The following is a 21,666-nucleotide window of genomic DNA, read 5'->3' on the forward strand; positions in this document are numbered from 1 at the left end:
TTCACTGTTAGGCCTTGCTATTTCATTTGGCTCAACAAATAGCTTAATTATAAACTTGTCATTTAATATTGAATAGCTATTATCAGATGGCATAAGTTCTATAAGTTATTCGGTCAGTTAAACAAACCCCATTTTTCATTTATTTAATAGCGATTCTTATAGTTCTACAAATAAGAAACCTATCTTAGACTAATTGAAACTGTCACTTTGCAAAGCAGAACTTTCCACCTTGTTTAATAAATATGGCAGCCTTTTTGAAAAATAACTAACAAAATCATTTTGCAGATTAAATATTTTACTAATATTACGCACGGAATATATCATTGGTGCCACTTTGTAATCGAATTTTTCTTTTTAAACAGAATCACATGATTAAAATGTTTACTTGTACATTATTAATAATTTGTTCTTACTCTGTAACTTTTGCTCAGCAAAAAAGCGTTAAAAAGGACGGATTTGAGACAACTTCAATATTAAGAATTAATGGCAATGAGATAAATGCCACCATTTCTGAGTTTTTTACTAACTCACTTGACAATGTATCGTATAAAAAAGTACGTGCTGACTTACCTTCTTTATCCCCCAAAATATACAAAGTTGAGCCCTCACGAAATGGATATATAAAGGTATTTCACAATCCGGATTTACAATCGATAGACTTACTTCAGATGTTTAGAATGTTCGGTTTAAATTATGCCTACGTGGATAGAAAAACAAATATGGAGATCTATATTGATGGCGAAGGAAGACTTACGCATAAATAAATTTTATACAGCCTATGAAAAAAAGATTACTCTCAATTTTATTTATATTTTTAAAGACAGTTGCGATTGGGCAAACAGTTATTGTAAGTCCTACAGGAGATGGTGGCTTTGAAACCGGAAATACATTTGCGGCCAATGGCTGGACCATGGTAAATGGGACACAGACCAATAAATGGTGGTGTGGTAATATACCTGCAGGTTTAACAGGCTTACGTTGCGGTTATATTTCTAATCATGCAAGCGGCAATACGCATAACTATGCAACGGGGAATGCTTCTGTAACACATGTCTATCGTGATGTAACATTTCCTGCAGCACAAAATTGCATTAACCTTTCTTTCTCATGGGTTTGTGATGGTGAGGATGGTTTTTTTGGCAATTATGATTTTCTTTCTGTTCATGTTGTTTCAACAGCAACGACAGTTTACAGCGGGAAGCGTTCCCGGAGGGCAAATAGGAGGCGACTTTGTTTTTCAAACCACATGGCAATCGGCTTCCATCGCTTTGCCTGCAGCCTATGCAGGCACAACACAACGTTTAGTTTTTACCTGGCGAAATGATGGAAGTGTAGGCTATCAACCTCCGGCAGCAATAGATAATATATCAATTACAAGTTCAAACGGAGCCCCTAACGATGACCCGTGCAATGCCACAACAATAAATGTAAATAATTCATGTTCCTATGGAGCTTTTACTAATAGTTGTGCAACAAATACAACCACTCCGGGTTCACCGGGATGTGCCAGCTACAATGGAGCAGATGTGTGGTATAAGGCAACAGTGCCCGCTTCGGGAAAAATAAATTTTGATTCAAATATTGGAACCATCACTGATGGTGGAATGGCAGTATATTCAGGACCGTGCAGTGCTCTTACTTTGATTAGCTGTGATGATGATGCAAGTTTAAATGGTGCGATGCCTGCCATTAATATTTCGGGACAAATACCGGGCAGTGTGGTTTATATAAGATTCTGGGCTTTTGGTGCCGCACAGTCAGGCTCATTTCAATTGTGTGCTTATGATCCTTGCCCTACCGGCCCTGGCACTTGCAGCAGTTTGTTAGGTGCCGGAGTTACTAATATAGTATCATTACCATATGCATCGGGTGCAGGTAGTACCAATGGCATGGGCGATGATCTTACAAGTACTAACACTGCTACTTGTGGTGCCTCCTACTATTTTGGAGGTATGGATAGAGTGTGGTATTTACACCTACCGTTTCAGGATCAGTAACTATCAATTTAACCTGTGCCGGGTCCTATACCGGTTTGATGTTATATGATGATTGCCCCATTAGTACGGCATGTGTAGCTGCAACGGGAAATTGTATAGCGTATGCGCAAAGCAGCATAGGAAATAAAACCTTAACGGTATGTGTAACGGCAGGTGTTACCTATTATCTGGTGCTTGATAGCTGGCCTTCACCTACCTATAATGATTATTCGAATCTTACCATTTCAGCTCCTACCGGAGCAAGTGCAGTAAACGATTTGCCATGCAATGCTATACCACTCCCATTAGGTGTAAATTTAAATGGCGATAATGGTTGCACTAATGCAACCAATGAACCTGCAGCTCCCGGTTGCTGGATTGCCCCAAATGTTAGAAACACGGTATGGTATGCGGTTGTGCCAACGGGCACTACTCTTAAAATAAGAACTACACCGGGTACTTTGCGAAATACGCAGATTGCAGTTTACACTGGCGCTTGTGGACCAGGTATGACTTTGGTTAACTGCAATGATGATGCTGCACCTTGTGGCAGCACTGTCGCAACTATTTCAGAATTATCATTAACGGGACTAACACCAGGTGCAACCTACTTTGTTGTGGTTGATGGCTATGGTGATCAATATGGAACATTTAGCATTATGGCCATTGACGGAGCCCAGGTATTTCCGCCCATATTTGGACAGGAGTGCCAGGTTCCCAATCCTGTTTGTAACCAAACTATATCAGTTGGCGATCCGGGGTATCAGCTTTTTGGTACTACCTGCGATTTTCCCGGAGGCGGAACAAATTGTTTGCTTAGTGGCGAACGCGGTTCGGCCTGGTACGAAATACAGATTAACGGTAATGGTATACTAACCTTTAATATAGTACCTAATGACTGGCCCGGGGCTCCCAGCACAGTTGGTACAGATTATGACTTTGCTATTTGGAAAAAGACTGGCTCAGGTGCGGTAACATGTGCAGACATAGCTTCAGGCGCTGCGCCTCTCAGGTGCAATTATTCAGCACTTGGAGTTACAGGTTTATACTCCGCAACCGCAAATGTTGCTCCTCCGGCTTATCCGAATTTTGATGGCGCTTACGAAGCGCAGATTAACGTTGTTAATGGCGAAGTTTATTGGCTGGTTTTAAGTAATTACAGCAATAGTACTTCAGGTTTTGCTATGACATTTGGCGGAGCATCGCCCATTAATTACACTCCTAACCCGGGCTATGTGGTATGGTCGGGTGGTGTTAATACCGATTGGTTTAATACCGGCAACTGGGGCGGCTGTGCAATTCCTTCATGCACCATTGATGCAATTATTCCGCCTTCATCAGCCAATCAACCAATTATTTCGGCACCAGGAGCAGCCTGCAAAAACATCACCATTAATGCCGGTTCATCGCTTGGAATAAATGGCGGATTTCAACTTCAAGTATGTGGCAATTACATTAATACTGGAACATTAAATGCTGCTGCAACTTCTACTGTATTATTAAATAATGGAAGCGTAAATCAGACCATGGATGGAAACATGGTTGGTACTAGTAGTTTCGGCAATGTTACTGTTACAAAAACAGGAGGGCTGGTTACAACACTGGATAATATTACCATGAAAGGTAATTTTACGGTTAGCAATGCCAGCAGCACCTTTGATGCAAATGCAAAAAATCATTTACTGGCCGGACATTTTTTGAATACCGGTGGAACTTATACATCCGGAGTGAATGGATACCTTGAACTAAATGGTGCAGCAAATCAGGATTATCAAAATGCAGGTACCATTAATCATTGCAACGTTACCAAAACAGGAGGCAATGTAAACCAGCTTTCGAATCTTACACTGGGCACCAATGGCAATCTATCTCTAAACAATGGTGTAGTAATAACAAACCCTGCATATATGGTTATAGTTAACAATCGCAATATTGCAGCATGTACACCAGGGCATAATGCCAGTTTTGTTAATGGCACCATACGCAGGTATCTCAATCCAACGGGCTCTTACGATTTTCCGGTTGGTAATACGGCCAAAGGATTTCAAAGAGCTAACGTAAATTTTGCTTATCCGGGCAATCCTACTTCAATAGATCACTTAACAGCATCATTCAACAACTATGCTACCGTACCGGGAGGCATTGGAGGCAATGAGTGTGGCAACACCTATACTAGCCCTGCGCTAAATAATGGTTATTGGACTATTAATGCTAGTAATAATCCAACAAGCGGAAATTATGATATGTGCCTCAACAATCAGAACTATACCAATGCTACTACTGCTTGGACGGTAATGAAAAACTCAGGCGCTGGCTGGGGTTTATGGAATGGCACATGCATGGTTTGCCCTGTAGGAAGTGTTTCCCGCTTAAATATGAATGGATTTTCAGACTTTGGTGTAGCTCAGGCTGGTGCTCCACTTCCTGTGCAGTTTTTAAGTTTCGATGCGCATGCTAAAACAGATTTCATTGCTCTTGATTGGATAACCGCTGCAGAAAAGGACAATCATCACTTTGATCTCTTGCGCTCAACCGATAATTCAAATTTTGAAAAAATTGCGAATATCCTTCCCACACTTTTTTCCAGTGTAAATCATCAGTATTTTTATAATGATAAACTTGTAAAAAAAGGACAGCGCTACTATTATCAGGTAAGGCAAGTTGATTTGAATGGTGAAAGTATGAACTCGGTTGTGCGCGATGCAATACTTGGTGATAACAACTTTGGTTTTTCGGCACAGCCAAATCCATTTGAAAAAAACACCATACTTAACTTTGAAATTGAAAATCCTGAATTTGTTAAGCTATCAATATACTCTTCGAGCGGGCAATTGATAAAAGTACTTGCTAATGAAATAATAGAAGAAGGAAAATATGCCTATACTTTTTCTCCCGAAACACCGGGCTATTATACAGCTCAATTAGTTGTAGGAGAAGATGTAATTTTTATTCGCCTTGTAAATTTCGAATAAGATTAGCTTCGAATGCGACACCTTGTTTTATTTCTTTTTCTGATAGTAGCTGTTGATTTTTGTAGCGCTCAAGGAGGCGCTTCCAGTGTGAGGAAAAATGAATTATACATTGCCGACTCACTTTATAATTTCGGCATTGCCATTAATAAAAAAATTATTGCGCATACGTATTACCTTATCAATAACACGAATGATACCTTGCAAATTGATACTGTAAATGCAAGTTGCGATTGTTTAAAAATTCAATATCCAAAATCACTTATCTTACCAAAAAGCAGAAGTAATATTGTGACACAATTACCAACCAAAGACAAGGATGGTGAAATAGAATATTACTTTCAGGTACGTTTTAAAGGCGACTATGCTCCAGCACACGGAATTATAAAAGGAACGATTAAAGAATAACAGAATAAAACTTATTATTGACCAAGTACCCACGCAAATACTAAAGGTGCAACAATGGAAGCATCGCTTTCGATTATAAATTTGGGAGTATGAATATCAAGTTTTCCCCAGGTAATTTTTTCATTTGGCACTGCGCCACTATATGAACCAAAGCTGGTGGTACTATCACTAATCTGACAGAAGTAACTCCAGAAAGGCACATCGTGCCATTCTAAATCCTGATACATCATTGGTACTACGCAAATAGGAAAATCACCGGCTATACCTCCGCCAATCTGAAAAAATCCTACGCCTTTACCACCGCTATTATTGCGATACCAATCTGCCAGCCATACCATATATTCTATTCCGCTTTTCATGGTGGAGGCTTTGAGTTGACTCTTGATAACATAACTTGCAAAAATATTTCCCATGGTACTGTCTTCCCAACCTGGTACTACTATTGGAATATTTTTTTGTGCAGCAGCAAGCATCCATGAATTTTTTGGATCTATTTCATAATACTGTTCCAGGGCTCCACTCAACAATAGCTTATACATATACTCATGTGGAAAATATCGCTCGCCATCATCCTCTGCTTTTTTCCATACTCCATAAATATGCTTTTGCAATCTGCGAAAAGCTTCTTCTTCGGGAATACAGGTATCTGTTACACGATTAAAATGATTTTCTAAAAGATCCCACTCATCTTGAGGAGTAAGGTCGCGATAATTAGGTACACGCTTATAAGAATTATGCGCAACAAGATTCATCAAATCCTCTTCGAGGTTTGCACCCGTGCAACTGATTATCTGAACTTTATCCTGACGAATCATTTCGGCAAGCGAAATACCAAGCTCAGCTGTACTCATAGCTCCTGCAAGCGTTATCATCATCTTGCCTCCCTCATCCATGTGTGTTACATAACCTTTGGCTGCATCCATTAGTGCAGCTGCGTTAAAGTGGAGATAATTCCTCTCCATAAATTTTGAAATCGGACCCATAGTCTATTTTGGTTTTAATTTTATGTTTTTTTAACTACTGAAATTGCTGGTGCCTTTATTATGCACTTGCCTTACAATTTACGCTCCAATGATAACGAAATTAAGAACAGCAGAAGACAAAAATACTCCAAAATCGTTTTGCTTGTTTTAAATGCAATTTGATATAGGGAGATATTAAGTGCATACTGCTTAATACCCTTAGACAAAAAAATCAAAATTTGTCAGCGCAATTAATACCGATTATGTTATCAATATAGTCCAATCTTCATTTCATTTGATTGTACTATTCTCAAGCCATAAGGATGAGAGTTTGAAAACCTTAATGTACAATAACAACTTTGCCGGTTGCACAATTCACTCCAAACCCCTGAAGAGGCTTACCTATGCTCGGCTGGGTTTTGGTGTTATAGTCTGCTACCGCCCTCCAAAAATATATCCCATTATTTAGTTGCTCCGTATGCACCATCAAATTTTTGAAACTGCCATACAAATTTTTGCGCAGTACTTCTTTGCCATAACTATCGTACAACACAAAAAGTAAATTCTCATTTGTTGGAACATCGTATTTGATGTAGAAGGAACTGTTGGAAGGGTTGGGATGCAACCTCACCCCCAACCCCTCTCCAAATGGAGAGGGGAGAAAAGTCCACTGCAATGTATCGCAAGGGCTACCAATTAAACGGCCTAAATCGTAGTTGGGGAAATTGGGGATAGTGACATTGAAGCGACCAAGTGGCACTGCATGTTGCTGCACATCGCATGCCATGCCTGCACTATCAGGGTCATCTATTACATGCAGCGACAAAGTGCTATTACCATGGCTTATGTAAATTTTGCCATCTGGTGCAAGCTGATGTAATACAAATGCTGTTTGAAAGGGTGGATTGGGGTCATAGAATCCATCGTTTATAGCAACCGTGTCAAGCGATGCCGGTATGTTTGATGATTGTAAATCGAACTGAAAAATGTACTGACCATGTGATAAATAATAATATCTCAAATTAGGAGAAATTGAAGACCCTATCCAACATAGGCTATCCGCAAACGTATCCACTTTATTAATATAAGACAATACTCCTGTACATCTATTAAAATCAAAAAATGCCAATCCAAAACAATTGCTTAATACATATTTAGTTCCATCTGGAGAAAAGCTTGTGGTGCCTCCTTGGAAACCATTTAATAATATTGATTGTGTGCCCCAAAGTGAAATTGAGTCCGGATTAAGAAGATAAATGTTTAATGTAATTTGAAAACCATATAATGCAGAAATAATCCACCAATCTCTTCCATTTGCATGTTTACATACTCCAATTGCCCCCCCTCCTGTCAATGTATCATTAATTAATACAATATTTTTCTGTACCACTTCTCCTTTACTAGAATCCCCTTTCATATTTACAATGCTAAAATAAAGTTTATCAGCAGAATATATGTTTGTATTAGGAATATCCACAGTTTGATGGAACAAATAGTATAGGCTATCATTACTTGGCTTCGGGATAATTACTGCACCTTGTTGTATCCTCAATCCATAATCCTTCCATTGCGTAGTGTACCAACTTGGGTTTAGTCCGCTACCATTTTTCATTGTATCATCTAAGGCATTAGCTATATACACCCCATTGGTATAAAACAAAAGTGTTCCATTACTATCACATATACTTGCATTGGCAAATTGGAAATTCATATCACGATAATAAAAATAAATGGAATCTAATTGCCCGTTGCTAAAGTCCATATTAACATTGCCACCTGGATACCCCCACGTGCTCCCATATCCTAACAGCCATTTGTTGCTTAGTTGTGCGGAACAGCAATTTGAAAATAATTGGAAAGAAACAAGGAAGAACAATTTTGTTCTCATAGTAAGAATATAAATTATGAGCATAACAATTAATGCTATGCGCTTTAAAAATGAAATTTACTTTAGTTTAACAAACTTTGAAGTTGCCATACATAGCGAATTGATTAGCTTGATGGTATATACCCCTGCTGACAATGCCTCAATAGTTATGGCTATAAATTTATTCCTTTTTGCGATTTCATCAGAAAATACCAACATACCTGTTTCATTGTATAGCTGTATTGATGAAGCAACATCATAAGCATATGGTAATTCAACCACAATTTGATTATAAGCAGGATTAGGATTTATGAATAAAGTTGGTAAGCTATTGATGGTATTATTTTTACTTTGACGATAGTAACCAAGTTGCAAGCAATTGGCCGCATCATTGTAGTTTGCCTGAGCCATGCCAAAGCTATGCATAATGCTACGTGCTTTATAAACCGATGGGCCAAAAGCCAATGGGCATAATAAACTTATAGCTTGTATGACCTCTACATCTGCGCTTGGTATACTTGTACTATTTTGACTGTTGTAGTTAAGCAAGTATTCGTTTACTTTCTTCTCAACAGCCTCTATGTCATTTGCGGCAATTACAGAGGCATTTATTTGCATAGAATTATTTGCCATTGCATCGAGCTCGGTTTGTAAGTTGCTATTTGCTATTTCAATTTGGTCTTTGTACTGTACTATCATAACCAAACAATTTTCTCTTGCTTGCTTATTGGCTATTGTTGGATTTTGCACAACTAGGCTATCAAAATACTGGAGGCTATCGGACTTAACAGTAATTACACTATCTAAATAAGCTAGTAAAATTTCGGCTGCGGTGGTAGATTGAAAATTATCATACACTTGATTTAATTGGCCTGCCGAAGTGGAATTAATAGAATCGGCAAAGTTTTCAAATACGCCTCCATCATTAAGCATAGCAGCATTGTCATTTACTTTTATTAGTTCCATCCGCTCGGCCATATACTCTACTTCGGGGTCAAAAATTACCGCATTAATATTGCCATTTACTACATCGTAATCAAATGGATTGGGGTCATCATCACCCGCCATTTTTGCTTGTATATCTTGGCACTCATTAATAAAGGTACCTATGAATGGTGTTCCGCCTTGCCAAGAAAACCATCCTACACCATTCATTGGATTCGTTCCTACCAATTGATTGGGATGATAAATTGTAGCGGGAGATGTAACATGCACATTGAAAATGGAGCCGTTCCATCCATTATTACCAAGTTGAGTATTCTCATTCACAGCTCCCACCCAAAGCGGATTTGCCCCACCAGTGTATCTAAGCCATTTATTGCCATTATGACCTTGTAGCCCTATAATGGCTGTATTATCTAATCGCAACCCTACATTATGACTATACATGGTATTGCCTCTAAAAAAAGTAGGGCAAGCTCCAGAAAACTCAATGCCTCTATCTGTATTGTCCACATGGTTATTTGTTACATAACAACTTGGCGAAAGCGATAGTTTAAGTGCAGTGTGTCTATTAATTGTATTGCCATTAACAGTATTTTCTAAAAAGCTACAACTCATACCTGAGGTTACATCTATGCCAGTTATACTTGTGGTTGCAGAATTTAATTGTATTTGATTATAGCTTGCCGCTAGCTTTGAGCAAGCATTAAATTGCATACCCAATATACCTTCTTGCATATCAATATTGTTGCAGTGGATACCAAAACTGCGCTTAATAGCAGGAGCGTTAGTTTCGTTAACAGAAATACCTATAGCATTGGCTCCGTTCATAGTAACATTGTTGTGAAAGACTCTCACGTATTTAGCCAAGTCATTATTTCTTAAGTCAATTCCAATAGAGGTGGCACTTATGTCATTGTCATAAACAAATATATTTTGACTAATTACATTTTCAACTATAACTCCTGTTTCCATGCTCTCCATTATATTTTGTAAGACTGAAACAGAACCACCAAGTGCATTGATGCCTATTGTGCAATCATTAAATGTTGGCGGTGAAGCAGCATCAATACCTAATCCAGTCTGGTTTAATACCCCCCCAATCATTAAATCAGCATAAACGCCAATCCCATCACTAGGACCATAGGGTGCAAGTGTATGTGATTTAATATTTGTAAAATCGCTTTCTAATACCCTGGTAACGCAATTATCCAAGCTAATACCACAATTCATTTCAATAATATGGTTATGATCTTCATTTGCTATTCCAACATTAAATACCGAGTTTTCAGCTTGAACACCAGCAAAAGATACCTCTAGTGGCACAGGTGTTTGCCCAGTGTATAGTGAAGCTAAGGGCGTAGTAGTGGCGCAATTATTACAACTAAAAGTAGTTCCACTTATGAGTATTGTTCCTGTTTGTGTATCTTCAAATCGTAAGCCAACATAATTTCTATCAAATACCGCACTGTTGCAAGTAACATTGCCATTATTTATTACTCTCGCCCCATATTGTGCATCTTGTATAGAGCTGCCATCTTCAATATTGAGCGTGCCACCATCTTCTACAATTATGCCTTGCCACATATTGCCGCAAGCACTTAGCGTAGTGCTGTTAGTTATGGTTAATATAATGCCCGATGGTATAGTGATAGAGCGCCCCTGTGCAATGTAAAATGTTGCAGCATCAAAAGTTGCGTTATTAGATAATATTATATCAGTATTCAAATTAAAGGAAGTTGAAACAAAATTGCCACTATAAGAATCAAAATCATTTTGCGAAGTGATATCATTAGTGCCCGTCCCACAGCAATTTTGATCAGCAGTTATTTCAACTTCACCATGAAAAGAAAAACCAGTTGCATCAGTAATTGTATAAGTATAAGTACCGGCTGATAAATTATTAATATTCCAGCTAATTGCTGAGGTTGACCATATTATTGAATATGGTGCTTCACCTTGCAATGGAGTTATAGTTACATTTCCTGCCGAACCACCTATGCATCCTGCATTACTATTAACTGTTGAGCTACCAATAACGGTGCTTATCGTATTGCGCCATTCACCTAACCCACGAACACAAGCGTAAAGTTGTTCATTATTAATAGTAGCTTGGCTTGTGCTAAAACATTGTATAGCTTTGTTTGGCAAGTTGCCGGTAATCTCAGCCCAACAGGCATCAATATCACCAGTAGCCTCATCATAATTGCCTTTATACAAATGAGTTCTATACTGAGTACCAATCAATCCTCCTGTTGCAACATATAACGTATGCAAATTAGTATTTACATCTAACGAGGTTACACCACCATCTTGATTATCAGCATGTGCTACATCTATCAAGCTACTAAATATATTTGATGGCGTGGGATTACTACCTGCACACGTATTCCCAATACTGATAGCCGACAAAGTTGTTGCATTGCTATTATATACATGAAACAAGCAATCAGCATTATTTGATGACCCATGTTCTGCACTCGCAATTACCCTGTAGTTTGTGCCGTTGTTATATGGATAAACAACCAAGTTTTTATAAAATAAATCTGTTGAGGAAATACTCGGGCCAATAGGAGTTAAGTTTGGATTATTAGGCAAAATGTTTGCCATTACAATTTCGCTATTTGCCCCTCCACTTCTAATAATAAACAATCTAGTAGCATCGGGACTTAGTATAGCATCTGTTATGTTTTGTAATCCACCTCCAGCAATGACAAAGTCAACCCAATCTGCACCATCATAGTATCTTAATCGCCTTACAGTGGCTTCATCTACTAATATGATATAGGTTGTAGCTGATGTAAAAAGTATTTTTTCTATAGTACCCGTGCATAATCCAACAGTATTGTCTGCATTAAATTGAATCGGATTGTTAGGCGTAATATTTGTAGCTATTAGCACACGTGACCTTTCAGAATTAGTATTGTCTTCATTTACTGTGGCGTATACATCATTATTATTTGAAAAAGGATTTTGAGCAATTACAAAGCAATCTAATAAATCCCAATTAGAAGGATTAGCGCAATTAGTTGGTACAGCCATTGATGGATCTATATTAACGCAAGTTGCAGCTTGCGTAACTTGATTAAAATTATCTCCATTATCTTTTGAATATGAAAATAACCTATCGCGCTCACTAATCCATAATAGAGAATTATTGTCGGGAAATATGCTTTGTGCGGCAGTATTTACATAGCCAAGATGTTGATACGAGGTTGCAGTATTGTTGCATTGGTTTGTGTTGGCAGCATTGGTATGTGTGTAAATTTGCTGGAAGTGGGTGTCGCTGCCAGTTACATCAGCCTTTGAAACAAAAATGTTACCTTGCTTACCTACTAATAAGGTACTGTTATTATTTACATCATCAACAATAAAATTACTGTTTATATTGCTGCATGGCCTTGAAGATTTATTCCATCCCCAATCATGTTCATTTGCACCTGCACCTTGGTTGTTATCAGTATTTACGCTTTCCCAATTACCAGTTGGTAACTTATTAGCTCCAGCAGGTGAATATAAAATTCCATAATTATATACGTTACTATTTTGTTCAAAATCATCTCTTTCGTTAAATAATAGATATCCGGTAATGCCTCCGTTAGCATCATGTATTTGTCTCAACTGAGTGAATAATGGAGCAATAAAATTTGTAGAAGTTAGAGGAGTGGCTGCGTAACTGTTTTTACGATGATAATCTACTTTAATTATCAAATTAGCTCCCCATACCCCAATTGGATTTGTGTAGTCATATACAAACACACCGCTATTGTAAATTGTAACTAAAGCTGTTGTAGTTCCTGTAATAGGTAAGATTGATGTCACTTGATATGGACTTATTCCGCTAGGCCCAAGTATTGGTCCGTTTGCTCCAGTAGTAGGTTTAAAATCATGCAGTCCATATTGCGACCCTACTAAAATTCTATCGTCAGTATTTATATAAGTTGCAGCACCTTCTAGTACTTGCAAGCAATAAGCATGCTCTTCGTCACCAATAAGAAAACCACCTAATTCAAGGGAACCTGTAATTGCAATATCGTCTTCTGTATCATTTAAATTGCCCCAATAAATATCGTGAATAGTATTATCCTTAAAATTTCCACCTTGATCATCAAATACCCGCGTGTTGCCAGTAGTAAAATAAACTAATCTGTCATCAACGTTTTTCTCTCCAAAAAAAATATCGCTCACCCAACTATTTTCAAGTGATAAAATCTGTTGGATATTAGGATTTGTATTATCCATGGTAATGCGATGAATGCCACTAATATTACACACAAACAAGTAATTAACATTATTAGTTGATGTATAGGATGGATTAAGAAATTTGTTAGTGTGTCTCATTATTTCATGATTGCTGATATAATTATACTGGTAATTATTTACATCATGAATCCCGGCTGCAGCTATATTGTCGGCCTTCCAAACCCCTGCAACATCGCTACCAAGGTAAACTTCGTAGTGTGCCGTTGCTGCAAAATACTCGGCATATGCAGATCGGCATTGCCCACCTGCACCAAGCCCCAACTGCGTCCATGTTTGCCCAATACCTATTTTAGTTAAACACATAATTACCAAAACAATATAATATTTGTAGTACTTGTGTGATTTTAGTTTACTGGTGCTGTGTGCTGTGTGCTAAATTAAATTCAGCAAGTTGATTAATTTTTTTCATTTCATAAATTAATTAGATGTTATAATTAAGAATCTGTTATGGTAAAAGTATAGAATAAATTTTTACTTAATTTACTATGGTCAAATAATTATTTTCAACCAAAAATGTAATACCAACAGCTTTTATAGCTTTTTCAATCTCAAGGATACAAACAAAGGAGTAAGTATTTGTTATTATTCGCCTTCTTTTAAAAATTAAAATTAATCTGCCCTTTTTCAGGGCCTTCCTCAATTCTCTGCAATTTTCCTTTTAAACAAAATTTACTTGGTAATGACTACCGATGATATGAAAAAGCCGCTTCGTTTGAAGCGACTACCCTTATATTGAATGACTTGTTACTTTTCTACTTTCACTATTTGTATAATCCCTAACCAGGACAAAACTTTTAAAACCGGATAGGTAATATCAAACTCCCACCATTTTTGCGCAAAGTTTAAACTTTGCGGATACATGTGATGATTGTTTTGATGCAACTCGCCCATCAGAATAATTCCCCATGGCTCTGAGTTCTTGCTATGGTCATGATTTTCGTAATTACTATAACCATACTTATGACCACACCAATTAACGGTAGCTCCCTGTATTGGGCCCATTAAAAAATGAATAGGAAGTAATAATAACCAGAAAGGCGATGCTCCATGATAAATGATAAAATAAAAGTAAACAAGACTATATATCACGCCCCAAGCAACTCTTGTGAAGCGGTGGTCTCCGAAGGCGTCTAACTTAGCCCAAACCGGGAGGTTGGCAGCAAATTGCGAATCGGGTGAGCGCTTGCCTGTTACAAAATCATTATAAATCTTTTTGGTATGAATCATCATACCAAAAACGTCCTTAAAAAAATGTGGTGAATGGGGATCTTGTTTGGTATCGCTATACTCGTGATGCATGCGGTGCATTACTGCATAGGCACGCGGAATCAAATACGAAGAGCCCTGAAAAAACCATGTTAAAAAATAAAATACCCTCTCGGTGCGCGGTCCCATTTTATACATGCCATGCGAGCCATAACGGTGCAAAAAGGCAGTATGGAAAAATAAGGACAGAAACCAATGTGAAAAAAAGAAAATCAATAACGCTAACGACATTAGAATAATTTAATTAAAATGAGGGTGCAAAGAGAGAAAAAAAAAACTGTTTTACCTAATTTATTAAACTACATTAGTGTATGATAATTATCACTTTTTCAGGAAGAAAACATAGACAAAACCTCAAAAATCATGAATTTTTACACCCTAGGTTGATGATACACAACGAATAAGCATTCGCTTGGCCATGGGCAACAAAGTTGCATCGATAGGAATGCACAATTTACTTGAAACTAAAAAAGTAGCTGGATTAGGAAGTTGCTTAAACTGCCGCAACAAATCAAGTTTTATATTTTCAAACGAATTAGTAAGGGTTCGTTCATAACTGCATACGTAAGTGGTGTGTATACCACGATATTTTTCCTGATGATGTTCAAAAATAGAAACCTGATACGAATACACACGCGTTTCGCGTGTGTCACCATTACTCAAAAACATATATCCTTCGAATGTATTGATAGGCAGTACACCCACCGGTCCTATTTGCAATTTGCTTTCTATGATTTCATATATTTTTTTGCCTTCGGCCATGTACTGCTCAAACTGTGGTATTGAAAAATTAATTATCAATTCAATTTCATTCATAACTTCATTATCGAAACTAATTTTTTCATATAGCGCTTTAAAAGTTGATAAATCGAAGCCAGTTAATTGTTCGGGTGTTTGTTTTTGAAATTGCAATTTATTGTTTTTTATCATTTGCACATTTCGATAATGCTCTATGAGGCTACTTAGGTGTGGGAATAACTCGGTATCGTTAAAACGCTCGCCAACATATTGCAGGTAAGCCAGCAACATATATTTTTTATATTCAAAATCAATATGCTTTTCGGTTATCCAGTTTGAACTAAGCGATTCCATACTCAACTTTTTTGTAAATATATCAAACGAATGATTGGATACTAAAAGTATTGGTCAAATTTCTTTTAAACGTTGAATGTTCACAAATTAAGGCAAGCGGTATATGCACGACCTAAAGCAAATGGTACCTTTGAAATAAATAAAAAAACAAAAAATCAGTAAAAATGATTGGTAACAAACAAATGCAAAAGATAAAACAACTCACGCTGGTGGCCTTATTGGCAATACTTTGTGGTTGCGTACCACAGCGACAATTTGAAGATTTACAATCGAGGCGCGACCGCTGCGAAGAAGAAAATTCGAGACTCAAAGCCCAATATGCTGAATATGAAACACAAACTAAGGAGTTGAAGCAACAGGTGGCAGAAAAAGATTTGGCTATTACACGATTAAAAAAAGATACGAGCGATCAGGCCCTAGCCATGTCGCGCATAAACAATCTGTACTCAGAACTTACTAAGAGCTATGACAAGCTTGTACAAAACGAAGAAAAACTATCGCGCAGTAAAGACGAGGAAACTCGCAAAGCATTAACCGCTCTTGACCTAACGCGCGAGGATTTACTGCGCAAAGAAGATGCTTTACGAAAATTAGAAAGTGATTTGAATGTAAAACAAAAATCGTTGGATGCTAACGAAAAAACACTTAACGAAGCGGACGCGCGACTAAAAGAAAAAGAAGCAAAAGTGTATGAATTGCAAGCGGCACTTGCACGCAAAGATAGTGCTGTAGCAGCGCTAAAAAACAAAGTAACCACCGCCTTAGCCGGATATAATAATAACGGCTTGACCATTCATCAAAAAAATGGAAAAATATATGTATCGCTGGAAGAACGCCTGCTGTTTGCATCTGGAAGCACCACGGTAGATAAAAATGGCTTGCTTGCATTAAAAGAACTTTCAAAATTGCTAGGTGAAAATCCTGACATTAATGTATTGATAGAAGGGCACACCGATAACGTGCCTATTAAAGGTGGTGCTATTAAAGATAACTGGGACTTGAGTGTACTTCGTGCAACCTCCGTTGTGCGTGCCATTTTAAAGGATAGTAAGGTAGATGCTATGCGACTTACACCTGCCGGCAAAGGGGAATATAATCCGATTGATATAGGTTCAAGTGCAGATGCCCGCAAAAAGAATCGTAGGATAGAAGTCATATTAACTCCCAAACTTGATGAGGTATTTAAAATGATGGATACCAATTAAATTTTGCTTCTGCAAAAGAACACATGAGTGAAGAAAAAGAAAACTATTTAACTGTAAACAAACAACTTTGGAATGAGCGCACGGCACATCATTTCGATTCAAAATTTTATGATGTTGCCGGATTTAAGAATGGACAAAGTTCGCTAAATAGTATTGAGCTAGAGTTATTAGGAAATATAGCAGATAAAAAAATACTTCACCTTCAATGCCACTTTGGTATGGATACCATTTCGCTTGCGCGCCTTGGCGCGCAAGTTACCGGGGTTGATCTCAGCGATGCTGCTATTTCGCAAGCAACTAAATTGGCTGCTGAAACTCAAAGCCATGCACAGTTTCTGCTTTCAGATATCTACTCGCTTACGGCTAAACACAATGAGCAATACGATATTGTATTTACAAGTTATGGCACCATAGGATGGCTGCCCGATCTTACTAAATGGGCGCAGGTGATTAACCACTTCTTGTTGCCAGGCGGCAAATTCCTACTCGTTGAATTTCATCCACTGGTTTGGATTTTCGATAATGCTTTCAAGTACATTCAATACAGCTACTTCAATAAAGAAGCGATTGTTGAAACCGAACACGGTACCTATGCTGATAAAAATGCTGCCATAGAAACAACAAGTATTACCTGGAATCACCCCTTAAGCGAAGTTATAAATAGCCTTATTAAATGCGGGCTTCAAATTGAGGTGTTGCAGGAATACGATTACTCGCCCTACAATATACTTCCCGACATGATGGAAACAGAAAAAGGCAGGTACCAAATTGCATCGGTGGGTGATAAAATGCCTTTAGTTTACGCCATTCTTGCAACAAAACCTTTGTAGCAGATTATTCTACTACCAGTTTTTGAACTTGCTTGCTACGACCGAATTTAACGGTGAGTGTATATGTTCCCTTGCCCATGGCTCCCAACTTGAGGTCTTGATTCATCTTTCCTTCAAAGCCGTCCTGTTGTATCATCCACACCATTTGCCCACGAGCATTTACTACTTCCATTGACAAATCATTTTTACTCTGACAGGTAGCTTCAATCGTAAAATCTCCCTTGCTTGGATTGGGATAAACGCTGATCATTAAGCTACTTGTTGTTGACTTTGAATTTTTGTTGCTTTTTGTAACAACGGTTTTTTCCTCTTTAATATGTTGCTTGGGTTTACTATCATTTATGTCGATGTGTATACGCATGTTGCCTTGTTCCAACTCACGCATCGCTTTTTCAATTTCCTTTTCAGCTTGCTCAATATTCCTTTTCAGGTCTCGCTCCGCTTCAGGCGACAACCCTTTGTAATCAAAATTTATTCTAAAGCCTTCGCCAGTGGTATCAATATTAAAATCAAAAGCCCGCAAAGCTTCCTCTTCTATCCTTTTCATTTTTTCGGTATCAATATCGAAGTCAAACTCATAATGCCTACCATTAATATCGATATCTAATCCATCTTTAAGTTTGCTCAATTCAACCTCCAGCTCGCGACTAAATTTCTTTAGGTCTTTAGATGATTCGTGCAAGGTCTCTTCCATTTCTTCTAATCTCCTTTGCACCGCCTCGGTGCTTACATCTACATCTACACTTGATGCATGCTCATTTTCAAGCTCCTGCTCCTTCATAAACTTTTGAAATTCAGACTCGCTGCTTAGGATAGTGTCAATCTTTGTTTTCTTACCGTTTACTTCTCTTTCAATTTTTACATGAATTTGCTTATTGCCATCGTCTTGTGCCTTGATATAAGGTGATAGTGACAACACTGCACCCGCTACTAAAAATAGAAATTTACGCATAACTTTAGGTTTTGATAATTTAATAACTTAGACACAAAAATATTTTTGATTGTTACACCCCTGTGTTAAGTTCCTTACAAAGTGCTGTTAATCTTAGGTTAATATACATTTTAACAATTATGAAGAATGTAATTTTACGTTGTAATATCAATCTATGAACCAGAGTTTCTCATTAATGAACAAATCCGTATTCAATGCCATTATTGTCATTATGTGTTCGGCATTACTTGGTTTGATAGCATTGCAGGCTTATTGGATTAATCACGATTTTCAACTTAAAGAACAGCAGTTTGACCAAATGGTATCTTCAGCCATGAACCAAACGGTAGAAAAAATTGACTATGCCGAAACCTATAAGCTGATGTCAGAAGTGGGATTAATAAAAGAAGACACGATTGATTTATTCCATGATACGGCCATAGTAAACGAAATAGGCATAGATGATGACCTCGAATTTTATGAACAACAAGGAACGGATTATGGTAAATCGAAACTTAGTTCAGGCACAGGCAAGCAACTGGTAATGGAAGAAATAAAGGATGGCAAACGAATTAAACGAATCATACAAGAGTATGATAGCACCACGTTTTGGCCGGCCTTATCGCTTCGGGTAAATGACAAGCGTATACAAAGCATTACACACACTGAACCTGTAAAATCATGAAGCTCTGTTGAGGATGAATATAAGTTCCAGATGCGCGATAAAATTGATAAAGTTAGTAAGGTGTTAATCGAAATGAATCGCAAGTTTGGTCAGGATACGTTAGCTATATGGCAGCGGATAGATACTAATAAATTACAACAGACACTTGCTGCCGACTTCATCGAAAACGGCATTGACCTGCAATTTAATTATGGTGTAGTTAATGAAGACTCCAACACGATTACGTATTCAAAAAGCAAAAAAGAAATTACCGAGTTGCAAAATTCAAAGTACCGCGTTCATCTCTTTCCAAATAAACTTTTTGCATCGCCTGAGATGCTGGTGGTAAACTTTCATGGTAAACTAAATTACATTTTTGCAACATTGTGGCCATTGGTACTATGCTCATTTGTACTTACCTTGATTGTAATACTTGGCATATTTTACACCATACACACCATTATCAGACAAAAGAAACTTGCTGATATAAAGAATGACTTTATCAATAACATGACACACGAGTTTAAAACTCCGATTGCTACCATAGGGATTGCTACCGATACACTTAAAAACCCACGTGTTTATTCTGATCACGAAAAAATGTCCTTTTACACGGATATAATAAAACAGGAAAACGAACGTATGAATAAGCAGGTAAGCAAAGTATTGCAGATGGCTCAGATAGACAAAGGTGAAGTTAAGTACAGTTACGAAACGGTAAATGTGCACGACCTGCTTGAACACATTGTACAGTCGGTACAATTGCAGGTGGAACAAAAAGAAGGCAAGATAACATACATCAATGAGGCTAAAAATTATTTTCTGTCTGCAGATATTACGCACTTTGGCAATACGCTAAATAACTTAATTGATAATGCCATAAAATATGCTCCGGTAAAGCCCGATATAAAGATTAAAATGTGGAACACCGGTGACTCGCTTCTTATAAGCATTAAAGACAATGGTATGGGCATGAATAGTGATATACAAAAAAGAATATTCGATAAATTCTACCGGGCCACAACCGGCAACCTGCATGATGTAAAAGGTTTTGGTTTGGGATTAAGTTATGCAAAGGCCATTGTGGATGATATGTCGGGGTTTATAAATGTTGAAAGCGCACCCGATAAAGGAAGTACCTTTACAGTAATATTGCCGCTAAGTGCAAATAATGTATCCGAAGAAAAAAACATAACTAACGAAACACTAGTTTCATAAAATAAATAAAAACATGGGAAGTAAAGCTCAAAAAATTTTATTGGTAGAAGATGATTTCAACTTTGGCAATGTGCTAAAAAATTATCTGGAACTAAACGACTACAATGTAACCCTGGCGCGTGATGGCAATGAGGGTCTCGATGCATTTTACAAACACAAATATGAGTTATGTCTGCTTGATGTGATGATGCCAAAAAAAGATGGTTTTACACTTGCGAAAGAAATTCGCCATCATAATGCCAATGTACCTATCGTATTTCTTACTGCCAAAAGCATGAAAGAAGATATGATTAATGGGTTTCAGCATGGTGCAGATGATTATATCACCAAACCATTTGACTCAGATGTGCTTTTGCTAAAAGTAAAAGCATTGCTTAAGCGTGCAAGCGAAAGTTTTATCATGCATGATCAAAATGATTTTTCAATTGGGAAATATAATTTTGATTATAAAACACGTGAAATAAAATTAGGGGAAGAAAAGCATCAGTTATCGCCAAAGGAAGCAGACTTGTTGAAGATGTTGTGCATACATAAGAATGATGTAATGCCTCGCGAAAAAGCACTGAAAGCGATTTGGGGAGACGATAATTATTTCACAGGACGCAGTATGGATGTGTTTATTACTAAGCTACGTAAGTATTTGAAAAATGATCCGGGAGTTGATATCATCAACATACCTGGTAAAGGATTTAGATTGCAAATAGTAGAGTAATATTGTCTACAAAAAATGCTTTAAAAAAATCTCCTGCGTCACAGCAAAAATTAAATTAAGCATAGCCATGCGCTGCAAGCCCCTTGTGTCAAGTTGATTGAGCAGGGGGCATTTAGTTTTGTATTAATTAGCGTAGTGATGTATCGTAATGTAAATTTTTCATTTCAACTCATCACTTTTATCTCTTCATTTATTACTTTGATTGAGAAGCTTAAGTATACTAATTTTTTACTGAGAAAATATTTTTATCTTATTGCAAAATGTAATAAGATTATTCAATAACTTTACGTATCCTTAAATTTAAAAAACAGAAAGTCATGCCACACAACTCAAAGTTCAAAGTTCAAACTTCAAACTTCAA

The 21,666-nt window shown here is 37.4% G+C and carries 16 protein-coding genes; 10 read left to right on the forward strand and 6 right to left on the reverse strand.

Going from position 1 to position 21,666, the window contains the following annotated elements:
- Positions 1–368 precede the first annotated feature (368 nt).
- From IPO27_12260 to IPO27_12280, 5 genes are read left to right on the forward strand one after another with little or no spacing between them, the layout of a single operon-like run.
- The gene (locus tag IPO27_12260) at positions 369–764 is read left to right on the forward strand and encodes a hypothetical protein (GenBank protein ID MBK8847263.1); all 396 of its coding nucleotides are present in this window, start codon (positions 369–371) and stop codon (positions 762–764) included.
- A 14-nt stretch (positions 765–778) separates the two neighbouring features.
- Complete coding sequence (locus IPO27_12265; protein MBK8847264.1) at positions 779–1,324, forward strand: hypothetical protein; 546 nt, start codon at positions 779–781, stop codon at positions 1,322–1,324.
- Entirely contained in the window at positions 1,269–1,997 is a 729-nt protein-coding gene (locus IPO27_12270) for a hypothetical protein (protein MBK8847265.1), read from the forward strand. Before IPO27_12265 ends, IPO27_12270 begins: the two co-directional genes overlap by 56 nt.
- Positions 1,964–4,948, forward strand: coding sequence for a T9SS type A sorting domain-containing protein (locus IPO27_12275; protein ID MBK8847266.1), 2,985 nt, complete (start codon positions 1,964–1,966; stop codon positions 4,946–4,948). Before IPO27_12270 ends, IPO27_12275 begins: the two co-directional genes overlap by 34 nt.
- Positions 4,949–4,960: 12 nt before the next feature.
- Positions 4,961–5,353 carry a DUF1573 domain-containing protein gene (locus IPO27_12280; protein MBK8847267.1) on the forward strand — a complete coding sequence of 131 codons (393 nt, stop codon included), beginning with the start codon at positions 4,961–4,963 and terminating at the stop codon, positions 5,351–5,353.
- Between the two features lie 14 nt (positions 5,354–5,367).
- Here IPO27_12280 and IPO27_12285 read toward each other — a convergent pair whose 3' ends face one another.
- The 5 genes from IPO27_12285 to IPO27_12305 all read right to left on the reverse strand — a co-directional run bounded on the left by IPO27_12285 (position 5,368) and on the right by IPO27_12305 (position 15,745).
- On the reverse strand, positions 5,368–6,315 hold the full coding sequence (locus IPO27_12285) for a deoxyhypusine synthase family protein (protein MBK8847268.1): 948 nt from the start codon (positions 6,313–6,315) through the stop codon (positions 5,368–5,370).
- Positions 6,316–6,655: 340 nt separating this feature from the next.
- On the reverse strand, positions 6,656–8,203 hold the full coding sequence (locus IPO27_12290; GenBank protein MBK8847269.1) for a T9SS type A sorting domain-containing protein: 1,548 nt from the start codon (positions 8,201–8,203) through the stop codon (positions 6,656–6,658).
- A 57-nt stretch (positions 8,204–8,260) separates the two neighbouring features.
- The gene (locus tag IPO27_12295) at positions 8,261–13,690 is read right to left on the reverse strand and encodes a T9SS type A sorting domain-containing protein (GenBank protein ID MBK8847270.1); all 5,430 of its coding nucleotides are present in this window, start codon (positions 13,688–13,690) and stop codon (positions 8,261–8,263) included.
- Between the two features lie 441 nt (positions 13,691–14,131).
- Positions 14,132–14,884 carry an acyl-CoA desaturase gene (locus IPO27_12300; protein ID MBK8847271.1) on the reverse strand — a complete coding sequence of 251 codons (753 nt, stop codon included), beginning with the start codon at positions 14,882–14,884 and terminating at the stop codon, positions 14,132–14,134.
- 147 nt (positions 14,885–15,031) lie between these two features.
- Positions 15,032–15,745, reverse strand: coding sequence for a hypothetical protein (locus IPO27_12305; protein MBK8847272.1), 714 nt, complete (start codon positions 15,743–15,745; stop codon positions 15,032–15,034).
- A gap of 164 nt (positions 15,746–15,909) precedes the next feature.
- Here IPO27_12305 and IPO27_12310 point away from each other — a divergent pair, with 164 nt between their 5' ends.
- Both IPO27_12310 and IPO27_12315 read left to right on the forward strand, forming a co-directional pair.
- On the forward strand, positions 15,910–16,950 hold the full coding sequence (locus IPO27_12310) for an OmpA family protein (GenBank protein ID MBK8847273.1): 1,041 nt from the start codon (positions 15,910–15,912) through the stop codon (positions 16,948–16,950).
- Between the two features lie 23 nt (positions 16,951–16,973).
- On the forward strand, positions 16,974–17,780 hold the full coding sequence (locus IPO27_12315) for a class I SAM-dependent methyltransferase (GenBank protein MBK8847274.1): 807 nt from the start codon (positions 16,974–16,976) through the stop codon (positions 17,778–17,780).
- A 4-nt stretch (positions 17,781–17,784) separates the two neighbouring features.
- Here IPO27_12315 and IPO27_12320 read toward each other — a convergent pair whose 3' ends face one another.
- The gene (locus tag IPO27_12320; GenBank protein MBK8847275.1) at positions 17,785–18,732 is read right to left on the reverse strand and encodes a T9SS type A sorting domain-containing protein; all 948 of its coding nucleotides are present in this window, start codon (positions 18,730–18,732) and stop codon (positions 17,785–17,787) included.
- Positions 18,733–18,907: 175 nt separating this feature from the next.
- Here IPO27_12320 and IPO27_12325 point away from each other — a divergent pair, with 175 nt between their 5' ends.
- The 3 genes from IPO27_12325 to IPO27_12335 are packed head-to-tail and all read left to right on the forward strand — an operon-like array spanning position 18,908 to position 21,305.
- Positions 18,908–19,396 carry a hypothetical protein gene (locus IPO27_12325; protein MBK8847276.1) on the forward strand — a complete coding sequence of 163 codons (489 nt, stop codon included), beginning with the start codon at positions 18,908–18,910 and terminating at the stop codon, positions 19,394–19,396.
- A 30-nt stretch (positions 19,397–19,426) separates the two neighbouring features.
- Positions 19,427–20,593: a HAMP domain-containing histidine kinase gene (locus IPO27_12330; GenBank protein ID MBK8847277.1), complete on the forward strand. Its 1,167-nt coding sequence runs from the start codon at positions 19,427–19,429 to the stop codon at positions 20,591–20,593.
- A 13-nt stretch (positions 20,594–20,606) separates the two neighbouring features.
- A complete protein-coding gene (locus IPO27_12335) occupies positions 20,607–21,305 on the forward strand; it encodes a response regulator transcription factor (protein ID MBK8847278.1) in 699 nt (232 codons plus the stop codon).
- The last annotated feature ends 361 nt before the right edge of the window (positions 21,306–21,666 follow it).

Source organism: Bacteroidota bacterium, from assembly GCA_016714535.1.
Taxonomy (GTDB): Bacteria; Bacteroidota; Bacteroidia; order AKYH767-A; family OLB10; genus JADKFV01.